General features: G+C 68.6%; 10 protein-coding genes. 5 read left to right on the top strand and 5 right to left on the bottom strand.

Annotation, left to right across the window (positions count from 1 at the left end):
* Positions 1-10: 10 nt before the first annotated feature.
* Positions 11-1,669, bottom strand: a complete 1,659-nt coding sequence (locus UIS43_RS07315; RefSeq protein WP_370012878.1) for a class I SAM-dependent DNA methyltransferase — start codon at positions 1,667-1,669, stop codon at positions 11-13.
* A 575-nt stretch (positions 1,670-2,244) separates the two neighbouring features.
* Here UIS43_RS07315 and UIS43_RS07310 point away from each other — a divergent pair.
* The 3 genes from UIS43_RS07310 (at position 2,245) to UIS43_RS07300 (ending at position 15,854) form a co-directional block, all read left to right on the top strand.
* Complete coding sequence (locus tag UIS43_RS07310) at positions 2,245-8,466, top strand: protein kinase (RefSeq protein WP_370012876.1); 6,222 nt, start codon at positions 2,245-2,247, stop codon at positions 8,464-8,466.
* A 234-nt stretch (positions 8,467-8,700) separates the two neighbouring features.
* Positions 8,701-11,820: a helicase-related protein gene (locus UIS43_RS07305; RefSeq protein ID WP_370012875.1), complete on the top strand. Its 3,120-nt coding sequence runs from the start codon at positions 8,701-8,703 to the stop codon at positions 11,818-11,820.
* Positions 11,820-15,854, top strand: a complete 4,035-nt coding sequence (locus tag UIS43_RS07300) for a DNA methyltransferase (protein ID WP_370012873.1) — start codon at positions 11,820-11,822, stop codon at positions 15,852-15,854. Before UIS43_RS07305 ends, UIS43_RS07300 begins: the two co-directional genes overlap by 1 nt.
* 67 nt (positions 15,855-15,921) lie before the next feature.
* Here the strand turns inward: UIS43_RS07300 and UIS43_RS07295 are convergent, their stop codons facing one another.
* Positions 15,922-16,134: a DUF397 domain-containing protein gene (locus UIS43_RS07295; RefSeq protein ID WP_370012872.1), complete on the bottom strand. Its 213-nt coding sequence runs from the start codon at positions 16,132-16,134 to the stop codon at positions 15,922-15,924.
* Positions 16,131-16,994, bottom strand: coding sequence for a helix-turn-helix domain-containing protein (locus tag UIS43_RS07290; RefSeq protein WP_370012871.1), 864 nt, complete (start codon positions 16,992-16,994; stop codon positions 16,131-16,133). The genes UIS43_RS07295 and UIS43_RS07290 overlap by 4 nt, the downstream gene beginning before the upstream one ends.
* A gap of 360 nt (positions 16,995-17,354) precedes the next feature.
* Between UIS43_RS07290 and UIS43_RS07285 the strand changes: the two genes are divergently transcribed.
* Together UIS43_RS07285 and UIS43_RS07280 are read left to right on the top strand one after the other, a co-directional pair.
* Complete coding sequence (locus UIS43_RS07285; protein WP_370012870.1) at positions 17,355-17,903, top strand: ATP-binding protein; 549 nt, start codon at positions 17,355-17,357, stop codon at positions 17,901-17,903.
* A complete protein-coding gene (locus UIS43_RS07280) occupies positions 17,900-18,412 on the top strand; it encodes a hypothetical protein (RefSeq protein WP_370012868.1) in 513 nt (170 codons plus the stop codon). The genes UIS43_RS07285 and UIS43_RS07280 overlap by 4 nt, the downstream gene beginning before the upstream one ends.
* An 83-nt stretch (positions 18,413-18,495) precedes the next feature.
* On the opposite strand, the gene UIS43_RS07275 is transcribed toward UIS43_RS07280, so the two are convergent.
* Together UIS43_RS07275 and UIS43_RS07270 are read right to left on the bottom strand one after the other, a co-directional pair.
* On the bottom strand, positions 18,496-19,077 hold the full coding sequence (locus tag UIS43_RS07275; protein ID WP_370012867.1) for a GNAT family N-acetyltransferase: 582 nt from the start codon (positions 19,075-19,077) through the stop codon (positions 18,496-18,498).
* Complete coding sequence (locus UIS43_RS07270; RefSeq protein ID WP_370013234.1) at positions 19,070-19,579, bottom strand: lasso peptide biosynthesis B2 protein; 510 nt, start codon at positions 19,577-19,579, stop codon at positions 19,070-19,072. The genes UIS43_RS07275 and UIS43_RS07270 overlap by 8 nt, the downstream gene beginning before the upstream one ends.
* Positions 19,580-19,727: the final 148 nt, after the last annotated feature.

Here is a 19,727-nt window from a genome sequence, read left to right as displayed (position 1 = left end):
CTTGTCCGTGTTACTCGTCGGTGTCGTCCGCCATTCCATCAGGGCCCAACGCCCCGCTGGTCAGGCCCTCGCGGGCCAGGTCGGCGGTCTTCTGGGCCAGGGCCGAGAGCTCCTTGGCGCGGCGTTCGAACTCCGTTATGGAGCGGAACGCCGCGCCGTAGCGGCGCTGCTCCTCCACACCCATCTTGGGGATGCGCGCGGCACGCGCGTCGGTGCGGAAGGTTCCGCTGGCGCTGGTGGAACGGCGGTTGTTGGCCGGACTGCGCAGGAACCCCCGGAGGAAGTCGGTGTCCACCTGGTCGCTGACCGACCGCAGGGCTTCCCCGTCCACCTCGGCCATCCCCGCGTCGACCAGGTCGGCCACCCGTACCTGGGCGTCGAAGGGCTCGGCGGCCCCGGCCGTGAGCTCGGGCAGGGTCGTCCGCAGCTCCTCCGTCAGGCGGTCGAGCTCCGCGCGTGCGGCCGCGAAGGCCGAGGGCAGCTGGCTCAGGTCGGGGCCCACGTGCCGGGCCGGGTTGAGGTCGACCTCCTCGTCGAGCAGGTCGATCAGGGCGACCTCCGCACGCAGTTCATCCGGCAGCTGCCACGGCCCGTCGGGATCGAGCGAGGTCAGATCCCACATTCGTACTGTGGACGCGGTGTCGGAATCGTTCAGGGGCCGGCGCAACAGCCACAGGTGAACCGGTTGGGAATGCGCGGCGGCCAGTCCCGCGGGCAGAGCGAAGACATCGGTGAGCAGCCCTCTGCGCACCAGGTCGGCGCGGATGCGCCTGCCGGTGCGCCGGTAGGCGCAGGAGGTGGACAGCACCACGGCGGCCTGCCCGCCGGGAGCGGTGTGCGCGTAGGCGTGCTGCAGCCAGGCCAGCTCGGCCTCGGCCCTGGGCGGCAGGGCCAGCTCCCATCGGGGGTCCATGAGCAGTTCCTCGCGCCCCCAGTCCGTGGAGGGCGGCGGCGGGTCGCACACCACCAGCTCGGCCTGGTGCCCCGACCACTGGTCCGAACGCAGTGAGTCGCCGACGCGGACGTCGGCCTCGGCCCCGCGTTCCAGGGCTGCACGTGCGCGGGCGAGGCGGGCCGCGTCCTCGTCCAGTTCCTGCCCGGTGCGCTGTGCGTCCGGGCCCCCGGCGGCCAGCAGCAGGGAACCGATCCCGCAGGCGGGGTCGAAGACGCTGTGCGCCTCCGGATCGGTCAGGGCGACCATCGCATGGACCAGCCGAGGAGTGGAACCGAAGGGGGTACCGGACCTCGCGCCGGAGTCCAGGAACCTCGCCGCGAGCGCGGCGCTGACCTGACCGGGCGAGGTCTCCTCGGCCAGGACGCGGGAAAGTTCGGCGGCGTCCCCGCTGAGAGCCTCCGGGGACCGCCCGCCCAGGTACTCGACGACGTCGGCCAGACCCTTGAGTATGTGTCCCGGGTAGTCACCGCGCAGGGTGCGCCACAGCCGGACCTCCCGCGACTCCTCAGCCACCTTGTTCTGGCTCTTCAACCAGTCCCGGACCCGTGCCAGTTCGAATAGCGGGCTGGAGGAGGTGCCGCCGGTGGGAGCGGGGAAGTCGTCGTGGCGCCGCCGCCAGTTGGAGACGGCGGCACGGGTGACACCGGCCAGGCGCGCGATGTCGGCGGCGGTGACCTGCTGTCCCTCTGCGGCGTTCTGCTCGCGGGCATCCATGCGGTCACAGTACACGGAGTGTTCCCCTGGGCCTAGGTATGGGCTGTTGGCCCTGTTAACGCCATCCCGCATGAGATGAGGGCGTTCGACTTGGTCTCACCCCTGCCTCTCGTCTCTCCTCTTCGAGGGCAGGGGAGCGGGGAAGAGCGCGAAGCGCCCACGGAGCAGGACCAAGGTCCCGCATAGGGAAGGATTTTCTAGGGAACACGCACCCTCTTGGTGCCGGTAACGCCTTCCATGTCATCCGTTTCCCTGGACGCGACGTCCTTACCTTCGAGAGGCTACGAACGCCGCGCCGACCAGCACCTCCGGCCGATGGCCAGCCCCGGTTACCAGGGCCCTTTTCTGCGCACGTCACGTCATCTCGCATGTGCGCGGCGCTGGTCCGCGTCCAAGGGTTGCTGTCTGTCTCAGCATGCTTGTATGTTTGCTATGTAAACATCATGATCATGTTCGAGTAACGAACCTCTGTGTACCTTCGGGTGGCGTGGCCTGTTCTGTGAACATGGGCATACGCGCGAGAAGTGCGGCAGCGGACCATAGAGCGCGGGAGAAGAGCGATGGAACGGCAGTGCGTGGCGGAGCGTTTCCAGCTCAGGGGGATCATCGACCGCGGCAACATGGGCGAGGTCCACCGGGCCGAGGACACCGAGGCAGCCCCCGACGCCCCCGACCGCGAGGTCGCGGTCAAGCTGATCCTGCGCCGCCGCTCCGGCGCCCCGGTCGACCCCAAGCACAAGTCGGTCCGTCGCTTCGCCCGCGAGGTCGACATCATGCGCCGCCTCGACCACCCCGGCGTCCCCCACATCGTCGACGGCGGAGTGGACACCACCGACGGTGACCACCTGCCCTACCTGGCCATGGAGCTCCTGGACGGACGCACCCTGCGAGACCTCAGCGACGAGGAGCCCCAGCTGCCCGTCTCCTGGGTGGCCGCGATCGGCGCCCAGGCCGCCGACGCCCTCTACGCCGCCCACGCCGAGGGCGTCATCCACCGCGACCTCAAGCCCGCCAACGTGATGATCACGCGCGGCGGCCGGGTCAAGGTCCTGGACTTCGGCATGGGACTGATCGTCGACGATCCCGACCTCAGCCAGCTCACCAGCGCCGACACCACCGTCGGCACCGCGCGTTACATGGCACCCGAGCAGTTCGAGGGGGCCAAGGTCACCGCCGCCGCCGACCTGTACGCCCTGGGCTGCGTCCTCTACGAACTCCTCACCGGCGCCCCGCCCTTCAACGGCGCCACCAACTTCGAGTTGGGCTACAAGCACAACAACGACGAGGTGCCGCCGCTGGGGCTGCTGCGCGCGGACCTTCCCGCGCCGCTCACCCATCTCATCGAGCAGCTGCTCAGGAAGAAGCCCGCCGAGCGCCCCGTCAACGCCGCCGAGGTCCGCCAGACCCTCCTGCCGCTGGCCACCGACGACGGCCGGGTCAGCGGCTGGGGCGACTTCGACCCGCGCGACCACCTGCCCGTCCTCACCCCGGCCGCGGTGCTGGACGACACCACCACCGGCCGCAGCGTCCACGACGCGCCCCTGGGCGTCATGGACGTGTTCTCCCTGCACGGCCAGCTCATCGAGGAGTACCGGGCCTTCACCGAGGGCGGCACGGTCATCCGTGACGACCGCATCGCCGACTTCCTCAAGGACGACCTGGACGCCAAGTCCCAGTGGCCCGACCCCTGGCTGTCCCTCAACCCGTTCTTCGCCTCCGGCGGCACCGTCCCCGAACTCGTCCGCGAGGGCCTGCTCCACGAGGAGACCGCGCGCGTCTTCCAGTCCGGCAAGACCGAGGGCAGCACGGTCAGCGACGGCCGCCCCCTCACCCTGCACCGGCACCAGCGCGAGGCGATCGAGGCCGCCAGGACGGGCGAGTCCTACGTCCTGACCACCGGCACGGGCTCCGGCAAGTCCCTGGGCTACATCGTGCCCATCGTCGACCGGGTCCTGCGCGAGCGCGACCGGGAGAGGGCCGAGGGCCGCCGCACCAACCGGGTCCGCGCCATCATCGTCTACCCGATGAACGCCCTGGCCAACAGCCAGCTCAAGGAGCTGGAGAAGTTTCTCGTCAACGGTTACGGTGCGGGCCGCGAGCCGGTCACCTTCGCCCGCTACACCGGCCAGGAGAGCGAGGAGAAGCGCAAGGCCCTGCGCGACAACCCGCCGGACATCCTGCTCACCAACTACGTGATGCTGGAGCTGATGCTCACCCGCCCCGGCGACCGCTCCTCCCTCATCAAGATGGCGCGCGGGCTGGACTTCCTCGTCTTCGACGAGCTGCACACCTACCGCGGCCGCCAGGGCGCCGACGTGGCCCTGCTCATCCGCCGGGTCCGCCAGGCCTGCGAGGCACCGGGCGTGCAGTGCGTGGGCACCTCCGCCACCATGTCCTCCGAGGGCACAGTCGAAGACCAGAGGGCGGTGGTCGCCGACGTGGCCACCAAGGTCTTCGGCACCCCGATGCGGCCCGACAACGTCATCACCGAGACCCTGGTCCGCGCCACCGAGGACGGCCCCGTCCAGATCCCGGCCGAGCGCCTGACCGAGGACGACGCCCCGCGCTCCTACAACGACCTGTACCACGACCCCCTGGCCCGGTGGATCGAGTCCACCTTCGGTCTGACCACCGACCCCACCGGGCGCCTGGTCCGCCAGAAGCCCACCAAGGTGGAGGCTGTGGCCGCCGACCTGGCCCGCGACACCGGTGTGCCCGAGGAACGGTGCGTCCAGGCCATCCGCCGCACCCTGGAGGCGGGTGCGGAGGCCTTCCACCCGGGCAACCGGCGCCCCCTGTTCGCCTTCCGCCTGCACCAGTTCCTGTCCAAGGGCGACACGATCCACGTCACCCTCGAAGACCCCGAGGAACGCCACCTCACCCGTGAGTACCAGCTGGAGAAGCCCGGCTCCGACGGCCATATCCTGCTGCCCCTGGCCTTCTGCCGGGAGTGCGGCCAGGAGTACATGACCGTCTGGCGCACCGAGACGGCCAAGGGCACGGTCTACCAGCACCGGCGCGACGCCAACGCACCTTCCGACGCGGCCGCCGAGGGCTACCTGTACGTCTCCTCCGAGGCCCCCTGGCCCTCCAGTATCGAAGAGGCCCTGAACCGGCGCCTGCTGCCCGAGTCCTGGCTGGAGCTGGACGAGCACCACCAGGAGAACGTCCACAAGAACTACCGGGGCAACATCCCCAGGGCGGTCACCGTCGACGTCCGGGGCAACGAGGGTCAGGGCGAGCTCCAGGCGGCCTTCATCCCCGCCCCGTTCCTGTTCTGCCTGCACTGCGGGATCAGTTACGAGAACAAGCGCGGCAAGGACTTCGCCAAGCTCGCCAGTCTCGCCCAGGAGGGCCGTTCCTCGGCCACCTCCCTGGTCTCGGGCACCATCGTGCGCGCCCTCAAGGCGGTGCCCGCCGAGGCCCTGCCCAAGGAGGCCCGCAAGCTCCTGACCTTCGTGGACAACCGCCAGGACGCCTCCCTCCAGGCCGGGCACTTCAACGACTTCGTGCAGGTCACCGAGCTGCGCGGCGGCCTGTACCGGGCTCTGGAGGCGGCGGGGGAAGAAGGATTGACCTCCGAGAACCTGGCCTTGCGGGTCGCCGACACCCTGGCCCTGGACCCCGCCGACTACACCGGCAACGCCAGCCTGCCTCCCCGGCTGGCCAGCCAGGCGGCCAGCACCCTGCGCGACGTCATCGCCTTCCGGCTCTACCTGGACCTGGAGCGCGGCTGGCGGGTCACCATGCCCAACCTGGAGCAGACCGGTCTGTTGCGGGTGGACTACGCCGACCTGGACTGGGTGGCCGAACAGGAGGACCGCTGGGCCAAGACGGCACCCGAACTGCGCGACGCCGAACCCCACGTGCGCAGGGTCGTCCTGCGGGCCCTCATGGACGAGATGCGCCGGGGCCTGGCCATCGACACGCCCTACTTCCGGGACGAGGCCTTCGAATCCCTCCAGGGGGCCAGCGAGACCCGCCTGGTCGACCCCTGGGTGCTGTCCAAGGGCGACCGCCCCCGGGTGGGGATTGCCTATCCGCGCTCCTCTGGTCGGGGCATGGACCGCACCGGGCTTTTCCTGTCCGGGCGCGGCAAGTACGCCAAGTACCTCAAGCGCGCCCACTTCACGCGCCTGAACGCCGACGAACTCCAGAAGGTCATCGCCGACCTCCTCGAAGTACTGGCCGAGGCGGGACTGCTCCACCGCACCAAGGAGGCCCCGCGGGGCCGCCACAACCGCTTCCACCGCACCGACGACGAGGCCGTCACCGGCTACCAGGTCGACGCCGCCTGCCTGGTCTGGAAGGCCGGGGATGGCAAATTCGGCGCCCAGGACCCGCTCACCCGCACCTACGCCAGCGGTGATGGCCCCCGCGTCAACATCTTCTTCCGTGACCTGTACCTGGGCGCCGCCGCCTCCCTGACCGGCCTGGTGGCCCGTGAACACACCGCCCAGGTGCCGCCCCAGGTCCGTGAGGAGCGCGAGGGGGCGTTCAGCGACGCCGAGCTGAAGCTGCTGTACTGCTCGCCCACCATGGAGCTGGGGGTGGACATCAAGGAACTCAACGCGGTGATGATGCGCAACGTCCCGCCCACCCCCGCCAACTACGCCCAGCGCAGCGGACGCGCCGGGCGAGGCGGCCAGCCCGCCCTGGTGACCACCTACTGCGCCACCGGCAACAGCCACGACCAGTACTACTTCCGCAGGTCGGACCGGATGGTGGCCGGAGTGGTGCAGCCGCCGCGCCTGGACCTGGCCAACGAGGACCTGGCGGTGGCCCACCTCCAGGCGATCTGGCTCGCCGAGACCGGCCTGAAGCTGGGCCGGGCCGTCCCGGAAGTCGTCGACGTCGCCTATGACGGCGAGCAGCGCGTCCCCGACCCCGCGCTGCCCCTGCACGACACCGCGCGGACCGCCATCGAGGACCCGGCCGCCCAGAGGCGTGCCGTCGCCGCCGCCGGGAAGGTCTTCGACGACGTCTTCGAGGACCTGGAGAAGATGGTCTGGTGGGACGACTCCTGGCTGGAGCGCATCGTGCGCAACGCGCCCGAGCGCTTCGACCGGGCTTTCGACCGCTGGCGCGGTCTGTTCCGCGCCGCCCTGGTGGACCAGGCCGAGCAGAACCGCCGTGTGCTGGACCACAACGGCCTGAGCGAACGCGACCGGCGCAACGCGGGGCGGCGCCGCACCGAGGCCGAGACCCAGCTGGCCCTGCTCAAGAACGAGAGCCAGGACAGCAAGTCGCTGCTGAGCGACTTCAACCCCTACCGGTACCTGGCCAGTGAGGGGTTCCTGCCCGGCTACTCCTTCCCGCGCCTGCCCCTGGCCGCCTACATCCCCACCCGCCGCAGCCGCTTCGACGAGGGCGACTTCCTCCAGCGGCCCCGGTTCGTGGCCATCCGCGAGTTCGGCCCCGGCGCCCTCATCTACCACGAGGGCTCCCGTTACCAGGTGACCCGCGTCCAACTGCCGCCGGAGTCCAGCGGCGACCTGGCCACCACCAAGGCCAACCGCTGCGGGCAGTGCGGCTACCACCACGACCCGGAGAAGCGCGACGACCTCTGCCAGATGTGCAAGCACCCGCTGGGCGCCCCCACCCCGGGGCTCCTCCAGCTGCACACCGTGTACACCACCAAGCGGGAGAAGATCTCCTCCGATGAGGAGGAGCGCCGCCGAGCGGGCTTCCGCCTGGTGACCTCCTACCGCTTCCAGGACCACGGTGAGCGCCTGGGCCGTCAGGACGCCCAGGTCACCGACCCCGCCGGGAAGCTGGCCACCCTGCACTACGGCGACTCGGCGACCGTGCGCATCACCAACCTGGGCCGCCTTCGCGCCAAGGACGGCGATCTCGACGGCTTCTGGCTCGACCCCGCCACCGGCAAGTGGCTCAACGAGCAGGACGCCAAGAAGGCGATGGGTGACGCGGACGAACTGCCCCTGATCGAGGACGGCGGCGAGGAGCGCGGCCACAAGAAGCGCGTCATCCCCTACGTCGAGGACCGCCGCAACATCGTGGTGCTGCACCTGCACGAGGCCCTGCCCGAGGAGCAGGCACTGACGCTGATGTACGCCCTGGAGCGGGGCGTGGAGGCCGCCTTCGAACTGGAGGACGCCGAACTCACCAGCGAGCTGCTGCCCCCCGACGACGGCCCCCGCGACCGGATGCTGTTCACCGAGGCCGCCGAGGGCGGTGCGGGCGTGCTGCGCCAGCTCCAGTCGGTTCCGGCCAACCTGGCCAAGGCGGCGCGCAGGGCCCTGGAGATCTGCCACATCGACCCCGACGACGGCACCGACACCGCCACGGCCTGCGCCCGCGGCTGCTACGACTGCCTGCTCACCTACGGCAACCAGACCCACCACCAGCTCATCGACCGCCGCCTGGTGCGCCACCTGCTGCTGCGCCTGGCCGACTCCGAGACGCTGCCCACCGGCCAGGGCGTCTCGCGCACCGAACAGATGAGGACGCTCAGCTTCCAGTCCGACACCAGCCTGGAGCAGGACTTCCTCACCTGGCTCAAGGAGCGCGGCCACCGCCTGCCCGACGAGGCCCAGGTCCTGGTTCCCGAGGCCTCGGCCAAGCCCGACTTCGTCTACCGGATCGCCGGGGCCCGGGTCGCGGTGTTCGTGGACGGGCCCGTGCACGAGGACGCGCGGATCGCCGAACGCGACGCCGAGGCCGAGGAGCGCCTCTACGACGCCGGGTGGGACGTGGTGCGCGTTCCCCACGACGCCGACTGGTCCGCGGTCATCACCCGCTACGAGGCCTACTTCGGCCCCGGATCACGCCGCTGAACGACCTCCCGGGCCCCCGTCGCCGCACGCTGGCCGCACCCGCCCGCGTGCCGGATCCCGATGGGACCGCCTGCCCGGAGCAGCCCCGACCCCGCGGCCCCGGGCAGGCGGCCACCGGACTTCGACGGTCTTGTAGTTGTAGCGAGTCTCGACCGCCGAACCCCGCTACAAGTACGAGATCACCGCGAACCCACCGCCTTCCACACGCCCCACAGGATTGAGGACCCCCTCCACATGACCACCGCGTACGCCCCCGGCTCCCTGGTCTCGGCCAGGGGCAGGGAATGGGTGGTGCTCCCCGAGAGCGCCGACGACATGCTGGTACTGCGACCCCTGGGCGGCGGTGACGACGACGTGGCCGCGCTCTTCCCCGCCTTCGAGAAGGTGGCGGCGGCCAGCTTCGCCCCGCCCACCCCCGACGACCTGGGCAACGCCCAGGCGGCCGGACTGCTGCGCTCGGCCCTGCGCATCGGCTTCCGCTCCGGTGCGGGCCCCTTCCGCTCCCTGGCCGGGATCGCCGTCCAGCCGCGCGCCTACCAGCTCGTCCCCCTGCTCATGGCGCTGCGCCAGCAGACCGTGCGCATGCTCATCTCCGACGACGTCGGCATCGGCAAGACCGTCGAGGCCGGGCTGATCGCCTCCGAACTCCTCGCCCAAGGCGAGGCCAGCGGCCTGGCCGTGCTGTGCTCCCCGGCCCTGGCCGAGCAGTGGCAGGAGGAACTGCGGAGCAAGTTCGGCATCGACGCCGAGCTCGTACTCGCCTCCACCGTCTCCCGCCTGGAGCGCGGCCTGGACCTCGGACAGTCCCTGTTCCACAAGCACAGGCACGTCATCATCTCCACCGACTTCATCAAGTCCACCCGGCACCGCGACGACTTCGTCCGTTACTGCCCCGACCTGGTGATCGTGGACGAGGCGCACACCTGCGTGTCCGCCGACGACGTCACCTCCAAGCAGAACCAGCTGCGCTACGAGCTCCTCCAGAAGGTCGCCAAGGACGAGAACCGGCACCTGCTGCTGGTGACCGCCACCCCGCACAGCGGCAAGGAGTCGGCCTTCCGGAACCTGCTCGGACTGGTCAAACCAGAGCTGGCCACCACCGACCTGGACTCCGACGCCGGGCGCAGGCTCCTGGCCCGGCACTTCGTGCAGCGCAAGCGCGCCGACGTGCGCCAGTACCTGACCCGGGAGAGCGACGGCCTGGTCGACGACTCCCTGGCCGAGACCACCGCCTTCCCCTCCGACCGCGAGTTCACCGAGCAGTCCTACAAGCTCTCCCCGGCCTACCGGGCGCTGCTGGAGGATGCCATCGCCTACGCCAGCGAGCGCGTCCAGCAGGCCAAGGGGCAGAACCGCCGCGACGCCCGCATCGCCTGGTGGTCGGCGATCGCCCTGCTGCGCTCCCTGGTCTCCTCGCCCCGGGCCGCCGCCAAGACCCTCACCACCCGCTCGGCCGCGGCCGCCGCCCAGACCCCCGACGAGGCCGACGCACTCGGCGCCCCGCTCATCCGCGACGCCGCCGACGTCGATGCCCTGGAGGGGATGGACACCGCCCCCGGCGCCGAGACCGGGGGCGGAACCGAAGGCCGGACCGCGGACGGGGGCCGCGGCCCCGGTGCTCCGAAGGACCGCCTGCTGGAGCTGGCCGAGCGCGCCGAACAGCTGGAGGGCCCCGAGGGCGACCTCAAGCTCAAGGCGCTGATCGCCTACCTCAACGGCCTGCTCGCCGAGGGGTACAACCCCATCGTCTTCTGCCGCTACATCGACACCGCCGAGTACGTCGCCGACTACCTCAGCGGCGTGAAGGCCCCCAAGGGCAAGAGCCCCATCAACAAGGGCGGCAGGAACGGCTGGAAGACCACCGTCAAGGCCGTCACCGGCAAGCTGTCACCACAGCAGCGCATCGAGCGTATCGAGGAGCTGGCCGAGGAGGCCGCCCAGGCTGCGGCGGAGGCCGCGGAGGCCGGAGCCGAGGGGCAGGCGGGCACCCGACGGGTCCTGGTCGCCACCGACTGCCTGTCCGAGGGCGTCAACCTCCAGCACTACTTCGACGCGGTGGTCCACTACGACCTGGCCTGGAACCCCACCCGCCACGACCAGCGCGAGGGCCGCGTGGACCGTTACGGGCAGCAGCGCGACAAGGTCCGCGTGATCACCCTGTACGGCAGCGACAACGGCATCGACGGCAAGGTCCTGGAGGTGCTGATCCGCAAGTACCAGCAGATCCGCAAGGACCTGGGCATCTCCGTCTCCGTGCCCGATGAGACCTCCACCGGCGTCACCGACGCCATCGTCGAATGGCTGCTCATGCGCGGTCAGGGCCAGCAGGAAGCCCTGTTCGAGGCCGAGGACATCAAGGTCGACACCGGCGAGACCGAACTGCTGTGGAAGTCGGCGATCGACCGGGAGAAGACCTCCCGCGCCCGGTTCGCCCAGCGCGCCATCCACCCCGAGGAGGTGGCCCGCGAGGTCGCCGCGATCCGCGAGACCCTGGGCGGTACCGGCGAGGTCCGCGCGTTCGCCGAGAACTCCTTGCGCGAACTCGACGCGCTGCTGCGCCCCCTGCCCGGCGGGGGAGCGGGTGGCACCGCAGCAGGCGGCAGGGGAGGCGCCGGGGGCGCCGGTGGCGCTGGGGGAGCGGCCGGTGGTTTCACCGCAGACGTGTCCTCCACCCCGGTCGGGCTGCGCGACGCCTTCGCTCCCCTGGTCGGTGCCGACGTGATCGAGAAGGGCAGGCCGCTGCCCTTCCGCGACACCGCCGCCGTCCCCCGGGGCGAGGCCGCGCTGGTGCGCACCGACCCGGTGGTGGGGGCGCTGGCCTCCCACGTGCTCGACGCTGCCCTGGACAGTGGCACGGGAGGGCCCCGCCCGGCCCGCCGCTGCGGGGTGGTGCGTACCGATGCCGTGGACAAGCGAACCACGCTGCTGCTGGTGCGCTACCGGTTCCACCTGACCCTGCCCTCGCGGCACGGAACCCGGCAGCTCGTCGCCGAGGACGCCCGCCTGCTCGCCTTCACTGGAGCCCCGGACAAGGCCGAGTGGCTCGGACAGAGCGAGGCGGTCGCCCTGCTCGACGCCCAGGCCACCGAGAACACCGCTCCCACCATGGGCGAGAACACCATGCGGCGTGTGCTGGACGCCCTGCCCGCCACCACCGACCACCTGGCCTCATACGGTGACGAGCTCGCCGCCGAGCTGGCCGACTCCCACCGCCGGGTGCGGATCGCCTCCGACGAGATCCGCCGCGGCCTGAAGGTCGAAGCCCAGAAGCCCGCCGACATCCTCGGCGTCTACGTCTACCTGCCCGACGGCTCCGCTGCCGTCGCCGCTGCCCCCGCCGGAGGTTCCGCCTGATGTCCGCCATCGCTCGAAACCAGGTGCTGACCGCCGTGCACACCGTGGGCGGGCTGCTGCCCACCGACATGCTGGCGCGGATCGCTGAGGGCAGGGACGTCGCCGGTTCCAAGCCCGCCGACTACGGGGTGATCGGTGCCCGCTCGGTGAGTGACGAGGCCGAACGCCACTGGGACTACCTCAAGGGCGGTTGGCGTGAGCTGCGCAAGCAGCTGCCCACGGACACCGAGGGTCGGCCCGCCGTCGACTCGGTGAACGCCGCCCTGTCGCAGTGGGTGGAGCCGCTGTTCAACCTTCTCGGCTTCGGCCGTCTTCCGGCAGGGCCGGGGGAGGGCATCGCCAGCGACGACGAAAACAAGGTTTTCAAGGTCTCCCACCTGTGGCAGCACGTGCCCGTTCACGTGGTGGCCTGGCACGCCGACCTGGACAGGCGGCCGGGCGGGGCGGGAACCGTGCCGCCGCAGTCCCACGTGCAGGAGATGCTCAACAGCACCTCGGCGCACCTGTGGGCGGTGGTGACCAACGGGCGCCAGGTGCGGTTGCTGCGCGACTCCAGTGCGCTGGCCACGGCGGCGTACGTGGAGTTCGACCTTGAGGCCATTTTTGATGGCGAGCTGTTCAGCGAGTTCGTGCTGCTGTACCGGCTGCTGCATGCGTCCAGGTTCGAGGTCAAGCCGGATGAGGCGCCGTCGGCGTGCTGGCTGGAGAAGTGGCGCGCCGACGCGATCCAGTCCGGCACTCGGGCGCTGAAGCAGCTGAGCAAGAACGTTCAGAAGGCCATCACCGTTCTCGGTACTGGCTTCCTGCGCCACCCCGAGAACACCGAGCTGCGCGCGAACCTGGACGTGAAGGAGTTCCATGGGGCGCTGCTGCGACTGGTCTACCGGATGCTGTTCCTGTTCGTGGCCGAGGACCGAGACGCCCTGCACCCGCCCACGGCCGATGAGCAGGCGAGGGAGCGGTACGCGAAGTACTTCTCGTCGGCGCGGCTGCGCCGCCACGCCCGCAGGCGCCGGGGGACTTCCCACGGCGATCAGTACGAGGCGCTGCGGCTTGTGCTCGACGCCCTGGGCGGTACCGATAAACACCCGACAGGCCGTCCCGAGCTGGGTGTTCCCGCGCTCGGCGGCCTGTTCACCGACACCGAGGTCGACGCTCCGCTGCGTGGGTTGAAGCTGTCCAACGAGGCACTGTTCGGGGCTGTGCGCAACCTGGCCCAGGTGCGCGACCCCGAATCCAAGCGTTGGCGCTCGGTGGACTACCGCAACCTGGACGCCGAAGAGCTGGGGTCGATCTACGAGTCCTTGTTGGAGCTGGTGCCCAAGCATAGCGACGCTGACCGCTCGTTCCAGCTGGTCGAGGTCGGTGGAAATGACCGTAAGACCACAGGGTCGTACTACACGCCGTCCTCGTTGATCGAGACGCTGCTCGATTCGGCGTTGGACCCGGTGATCGACGATGCGCGCAAGCGTGGCGAGCAGAAAGCAGCTCAAGCCGGACAGCTTGACCCCGGAGAGGCGATTGTCACAGAACTGCTAAAGCTGACCGTGTGTGATCCGGCGTGTGGGTCCGGGCACTTCCTCGTTGCTGCCGCTCGCCGCATCGCCAAGCGGGTCGCCGCCGTGCGCGAAGGAAACCCCGAACCGACCGTGGACGCGGTACGCAGCGCGATGCACGAGGTCGTTGCCCGGTGTATCTACGGGGTGGACCTCAACCCGATGGCCGTGGAGTTGGCCAAGGTGTCGCTGTGGCTGGAGGCCCTGGAGCCCGGCAAGCCGCTGAACTTCCTCGATGCGCACGTCAAACACGGCAATGCGCTGATTGGTGTGACCCCGTCGCTGCTCAAGGGCGGTATCCCCGATGAGGCGTTCAAGCCGATCGAGGGCGACGACAAGAAGTACGCGCGCTTCCTCGCCAAGACCAACAAGGCAGAGCGCGGCGGGCAGCTCGGGCTGTTCGACATCCAGAGCGATGCGGCCGGTGTCACCAACACCGCTTTGGCTGAAAACCTGCGCCAGATCACGGCGGTGGTGGGTGACTCGCTGGACCAGGTGCGTGATCAGGAGGCGGCCTACCGAGGGTGGATTGACTCCGACGAGTACGTGCGCAACCGGCGTGTCGCGGATGCCTGGTGCTCGGCGTTCGTGTGGAAGAAGGCACAGGATGCTCCGCGTGCGGTGACCCAGGAGGTCCTGCACAAGATCGCCAACGCCAAGGGCAACGGAGCGCCTTTCACCACGATCGAGGAGATCGACCGGCTGCGGAACCAGTACCGGTTCTTCCACTGGCACTTGGAGTTCCCGGACGTGTTCAGCGCTCCTGAGGACGGTGGGGGAGTGGACAAGACTACAGGTTGGGCAGGCGGCTTCGACTGCATGCTTGGCAACCCGCCGTGGGAGCGAATCAAGCTCCAGGAACAGGAATTTTTCGCGCAGCGCGACGTGGAGATCGCTACCGCGAGGAATGCCGCTGCACGTAAGGCACTCATCGCCGATCTGAAGAAGAACCCGGATCGCTCCGGCCTGTACCAGGAGTTCGAGGAGGCCAAGCGCAGGGCGGAAGGTGAGAGTCACTTCCTGCGCATCAGCGGTCGCTACCCGATGACCGGCCGTGGGGACATCAATACCTACGCGGTGTTCTCCGAGGCCGACCGGACGTTGGTGGGTCCGCGTGGCCGTATGGGTGTGATCGTTCCGACCGGTATCGCCACGGACGCGACCACCCAGTACTTCTTCAAGGATCTGGTGCAGAGAGGTTCCATCGCCGCGCTCTACGACTTCGAGAACGCGGCGCCCTTGTTCCCGGGTGTGCACCGCTCATTCAAGTTCTGCATCCTGTCTCTTGCTGGTCGCGACATGCGCGAGCCCAAGGCGTCCTTCGCGTTCTTCGTGCATGATCCGTCAGAACTCGAAGACGCTGACAAGGCGTTCACCATGACTCCGGAGGAGATCACCCTCCTCAACCCCAACACGGGCACCTGCCCGGTCTTCCGCTCTCGCCGTGACGCCGAGATCACCTTGGACATCTACAAGCGTGTCCCAGTCCTGGTCAAGGAAGGCGACCCTGACGGGAACCCGTGGGGTGTGTCGTTCATGACTATGTTCCACATGTCGAACGACTCGCACCTGTTCCACACCCGCGAGCAGCTCGAAGGCGAAGGCTGGAGCCTAGACGGGAGCATCTTCGTCAAGGGTGACAAACGCATGCTGCCTCTGTACGAGGCGAAGATGCTTCACCACTACGACCACCGGTGGGCTACCTACACCGAGGATGGAAGTATTCGAGACTTCACCCTTGAGGAAAAGCAGGACTCAAGAACTATGGTCCTTCCTCGCTACTGGGTTCCGGAGGTAGACGTTTCTCAGCGGCTTCGATCGAAGAAGTGGGAGAACGGTTGGCTTTTTGGTTTTAGGAATGTATGTCGAAATACAGATGAGCGTACGTTGATCAGTAGTGTGATTCCGAAGGTGGCAGTGGGGCATAGTGCACCACTTCTGTTCGGAAAGGATGTCCCGCTTCTTCGATCCGTTCTCTCTTCGTTCGTTTGCGACTACGCACTGCGCCAAAAATTGGGCGGAGTGAATCTGACCTTCAACTACTTCGAGCAGGTGCCGATCCCATCTCCTGCTTTTCTGGAGTATTTCAGGGAATTCATTCAAAATCGGGGCTCTGAAATGGAATATGTATCTTCCGATATGGAGATAGTCGCGCGAGACCTGGGTGATGAAGGTGCGCCGTTCCGATGGGATGAGGAACGCCGTGCCATCATGCGGGCGGAGTTGGATGCACTCTTCTTCCACCTCTACGGGATCAACCGTGATGACGTGGAGTACATCATGGAGACCTTCCCGATCGTGAAGCGCAAGGACGAGGCCAAGTACGGCACCTACCGAACTAAGGATCTCATCCTGGAGATCTACGACCGGATGGCGAAGGTCGGTGTTTCGCTCGATACTCCGCTGATCGACGGCGAGAATTTCACCTCCACTCTCACCCCGCCGCCCGGCCACGGTCCCCGGCACGCCCCCGCCTGATTCGTAAAGCATTCGGCCCCGCCTGCTGGCTCGCAGCAGGCGGGGCCGAACGTGTGTCTTCGTGACTCTAGCGGAAGTCGCCCCGAGCGGTGTTGACGAAGGCGCGCCACTCGCCGGCACCGAAGAAGAGCGCGCCTAGCTCGCGGTGCTTGGTGTCCCGGACCCCGGTGATCGGCCCCTCCGAGACCTCCACACACTCTCCTCGGTCATTGGTGTAGCTCGCCTTGTGCCACGGCCGGGCAGGGACGAAGGATTCGTTAGTGGTCGTGCTCGGAGTCATGACGGCCTTTGGTACTCGGTGATCAGCGTCTTGAGGAGGGACCGCGTCTTCGCTGTGGAGAGCGCGGACGCCTGTAGTTGGTCAAACGCTATCTCGTGTTCCAGCAAGTCCTCCGGGTCCTCGAAGAACAGACCGTTCGGAGGGACGTCCACGAACAGCGCGCGGTCGGTCTCGTCGAAGGTCAGCATCGAGAAGCCGTAGGTGCGTGACATGCCCGCCGTTGCTGGGAGCACCTGGATGTTGATTGAAGGCCGGTCAGCGAGTTCGCGCAGGTGGGCAAGCTGCGTAGCCATCACTTCCGGACCCCCGATGACGCAGCGCAGGCAGGATTCGTCCAAGATCATCCAGATGCGCGGCGGCTTCTCGCGTTCCAGGACATTGGCGTGCCGCTGCATGCGGGCCTCAACCCGACGCACGCGTTCCTCCTCGGTGGGGACGTAACCACGAGCCATCATGGCCTTGATGTAGTCGGGGTGCTGAATCAGGCCAGGGATCAGGCCGACTGTGTACTGCTGGATCTTGGCGGCCTCGTGCTCCAAGCCGTAGAAGGTGCCCACTCCGACGTCTTTGTACTGGAACCACCAGGGCTTCTGCTTCCGCGATGCCTTGGCGATCTCGACCAGGTCTTCGCGCAGCTCATCGGTGGATCCGTACAGGCGGCAGAGCTCGGACACGTCGGCGGAGTTCAGACGGATGAACTTGCCCGTCTCGATGCGGATGATCTTGCCGGACTCCCAGCCCATGCGCTTGGAGACCTCTCCCTGCGACATCCCAGCCTCGGCGCGTAGTCGCTTGAGTTGGCTCACCAGATGACGACGCCGTACGGGGGAACCCTGGGCCACGGCTGTCTCCTCGCTCATGTTGTGGACTGTCGCTCCAAGTATCTCGCACACTTCAAACTTCACATAACGGATATACATACCCAGTTAATTTCCAACACTTGGATTTTCTGGGTGTGTGCATCACTATAGAGGTGGAGGCGCTGACTACCGCACAGGTCGTCTGAGATGCCGGAGTGTGTGCAGGCCAGACACAGGTTCACGCACAACGTGTCCGGTAGATGGGGGAGAACCGTGCGTTCGGGGACGCTGCCTCTCACCGGCGAGGAACCTCGCCAGGCTGCTTCAGGGCAGCCACACGAAAACGGGCTCTGGGGGCGATTGCGGCGCCTCCAGAGCCCTCATCGACAACCCAATTCATGCCTGAAGGAGTGTGCCGACATGGCCATTGTGCCGCGTCCCCGCGCGCCGTTCCACACCCCCACCCCACCCTTCGCCGGGCGACGCTGGGCTTCTCGCGTCTACCCTGGCGACCTGTCCCAGGCCGCGTGGGTGCGTGAGGACCTGCGCGCTGACCTGTTCCGCCTGGAGGGCCTGTGCCCTGACCTGGCCGACACGATCGTGCTGTGCGCCAGCGAGATGTTCGCGAACGGCGTCGACCACTCCCGTTCCGGCGAAGCAGGCGGTCGGGTGATCCGCAACCTTTCCATGCCCACCGACACCATCCTGCACCTGGGCATCGTCGACGACGGCGTCCGGGAGTCCACTCCCACCCTTCCGGAGATCCCGTACCAGCGCACGGCGAAGGAGTGGGAGGAGGCCGAGCGCGGCCGGGGGCTGCTGCTCATCGACCACCTAGCCACGCGCTGGGGGACCCGGGCGGTGGTGGACTTCCCGTTCTGCGCAGGGCTCGGCACGGTCGTGTGGGCCGAGTTCACTCTCACCCCCACCACTCCCACCAGCACCGCTCCCGCCGGAGCCGACCGATGAGCGCTGAACCGGTCTCCTTGGGAGTACGCGCGGTGTTGGACGCGCCCCGGGGACGGCGCTTCTCCAAACCCAGCTATCCGACCCCGCTCACCCGGGAACAACGACTCCTCGCCCAGATGAAGGACAACCCCCGGGTGGCCTATCGGCAGGCCCACGGCGTTCTACCGGAGTGGATGCACGTCCACGCCGCCCGCCTGGACGAACGCGCCTCCCGAACCACCGAAGGCCCGGAGGAGCGCCCGCGCAGGCCCGCCACACAGCCGGAACGCCCGCCCGAACCCGTGGTTCCGCGTCCGCGCCCGGCCCCCGATGACGGCCCGTTCCCACCTCGCCGGGAGCGCCCGCCGTTGCCGCGCCGCCCCCGGCGTCCGCACAGCCACCGCAAGCCCCGCCGCTGGTTCAGCGCCAGCCGTCCCGGTCGCCCCGGTCCAGCGCGCCTGCTGGCCGCCTACACCCTCGCCAGCAGCTTCGGAGCCCTGGCCCACCACCTGGGTACGGTCCTGCTGTAGCGACCCACCCCGACCCGCACACACCACGACGGCCGCGCCGGACCCCACATCGGACCCGGCGCGGCCCTCACCTTCTTCTTGTCTCAGTCGTCCGCGTTCACGAGTACCGACGGCCAGGGAAAGTTTTCAGGGATGGCGTCCATGACCACCTCGCCGCAGCGGCGTCCCCGCCACTGCCCGGCGCTGCGCATGGTGCCCACCTCCCGGAAACCCGCCTTGGCATAGGCATTGCGGCCCGCGGTGTTGGGTTCCAGCACCTTGAGCCAGACCATCTCCAGCCCGATGACGTGGAAGGCGTAGTCCAGCGTCAGCCGCGTCGCCGCAGTACCCACGCCCTTCCCACGGGCCTCGGAGGCCACAACCAGGATGAACTCGCCCGTGCGCACCTGGTGATCGATGAGCACACTGGCTAGCCCACACGGCACCGCCTCACCCCCGCGCACGTCGTAGACGGTGAAACGGGCCTGGTCCGGCGCACCGCGCAGCTGGTGCTCCAGCCCTTCGGCGCGGGACTCGGCGCTTTCCGGCACCTGCCGCCCGTAGCCCAGCACGGCACCCGGATCGCTCTCCCACCGCCAGTACTCGCGGGCCAGGTCGGCGCGCAACGCTCCCAGGGCGATGCCCTCGGCTTCAGCCCACAGGACCGGTTCGGCGATGTCACTCACAGGACTCCTCGAAGGGTGTGTAGTCGGTGATGTCGTCGGACTCGGCGACCGGACGGCCGCAGACGTCGACCCAGGCGTGCAACCGCACCGGGTCGATAGCCACCCCGTGCCGGAAGGCGGACCGGTAGCCCGCCCAGCGCAGGGCGACGGTGGTCGCCGCGGCCTCCTCCCAACATGCCACGCGTAGTGGCAGCAGGCGGCCCGCTTTCCTCACCGCACAGGTCGCCTGCACCGCCGTGGCATAGTCGGCGATGCCTGTTTCCGTTCGCTGCACCAGGTGCCGGGTACGGGCGAACGTACTCCTACGTCTTCCCAACTTCCTGGTCAGTACGACGAGGAGGGCAACGATTCCCAGGGCGTACCAGCGCAGGGGAGCCCGTGGAATCGGCGCGAGCGCGGCGGGGCTGTCCCGTGTCCCCCAGTTGGCAGAGGAGGGAGTTCCCCGCCTGACCCTCTCCCACGAACACGGTTCCTCTCGTTGGATGAGCACACCCGTGTCCATCAGCGCCACCAGAGCCCGCTCCTGAACCGGGGTCAGGGAGAGAGCTGAAGTCGCACCCCCTGCACTCCACATGCACGAGATGACCCGGCTGGCTTCCCCGGACAACAGCAGCACCGTCCCCCTCTCCACGTCCAGGGCGACACATGCC

Source organism: Nocardiopsis sp. LDBS0036 (assembly GCF_041228755.1).
Classification (GTDB): Bacteria; Actinomycetota; Actinomycetes; order Streptosporangiales; family Streptosporangiaceae; genus Nocardiopsis; species Nocardiopsis dassonvillei.
This window is presented reverse-complemented; position numbering and strand designations above follow the sequence as displayed.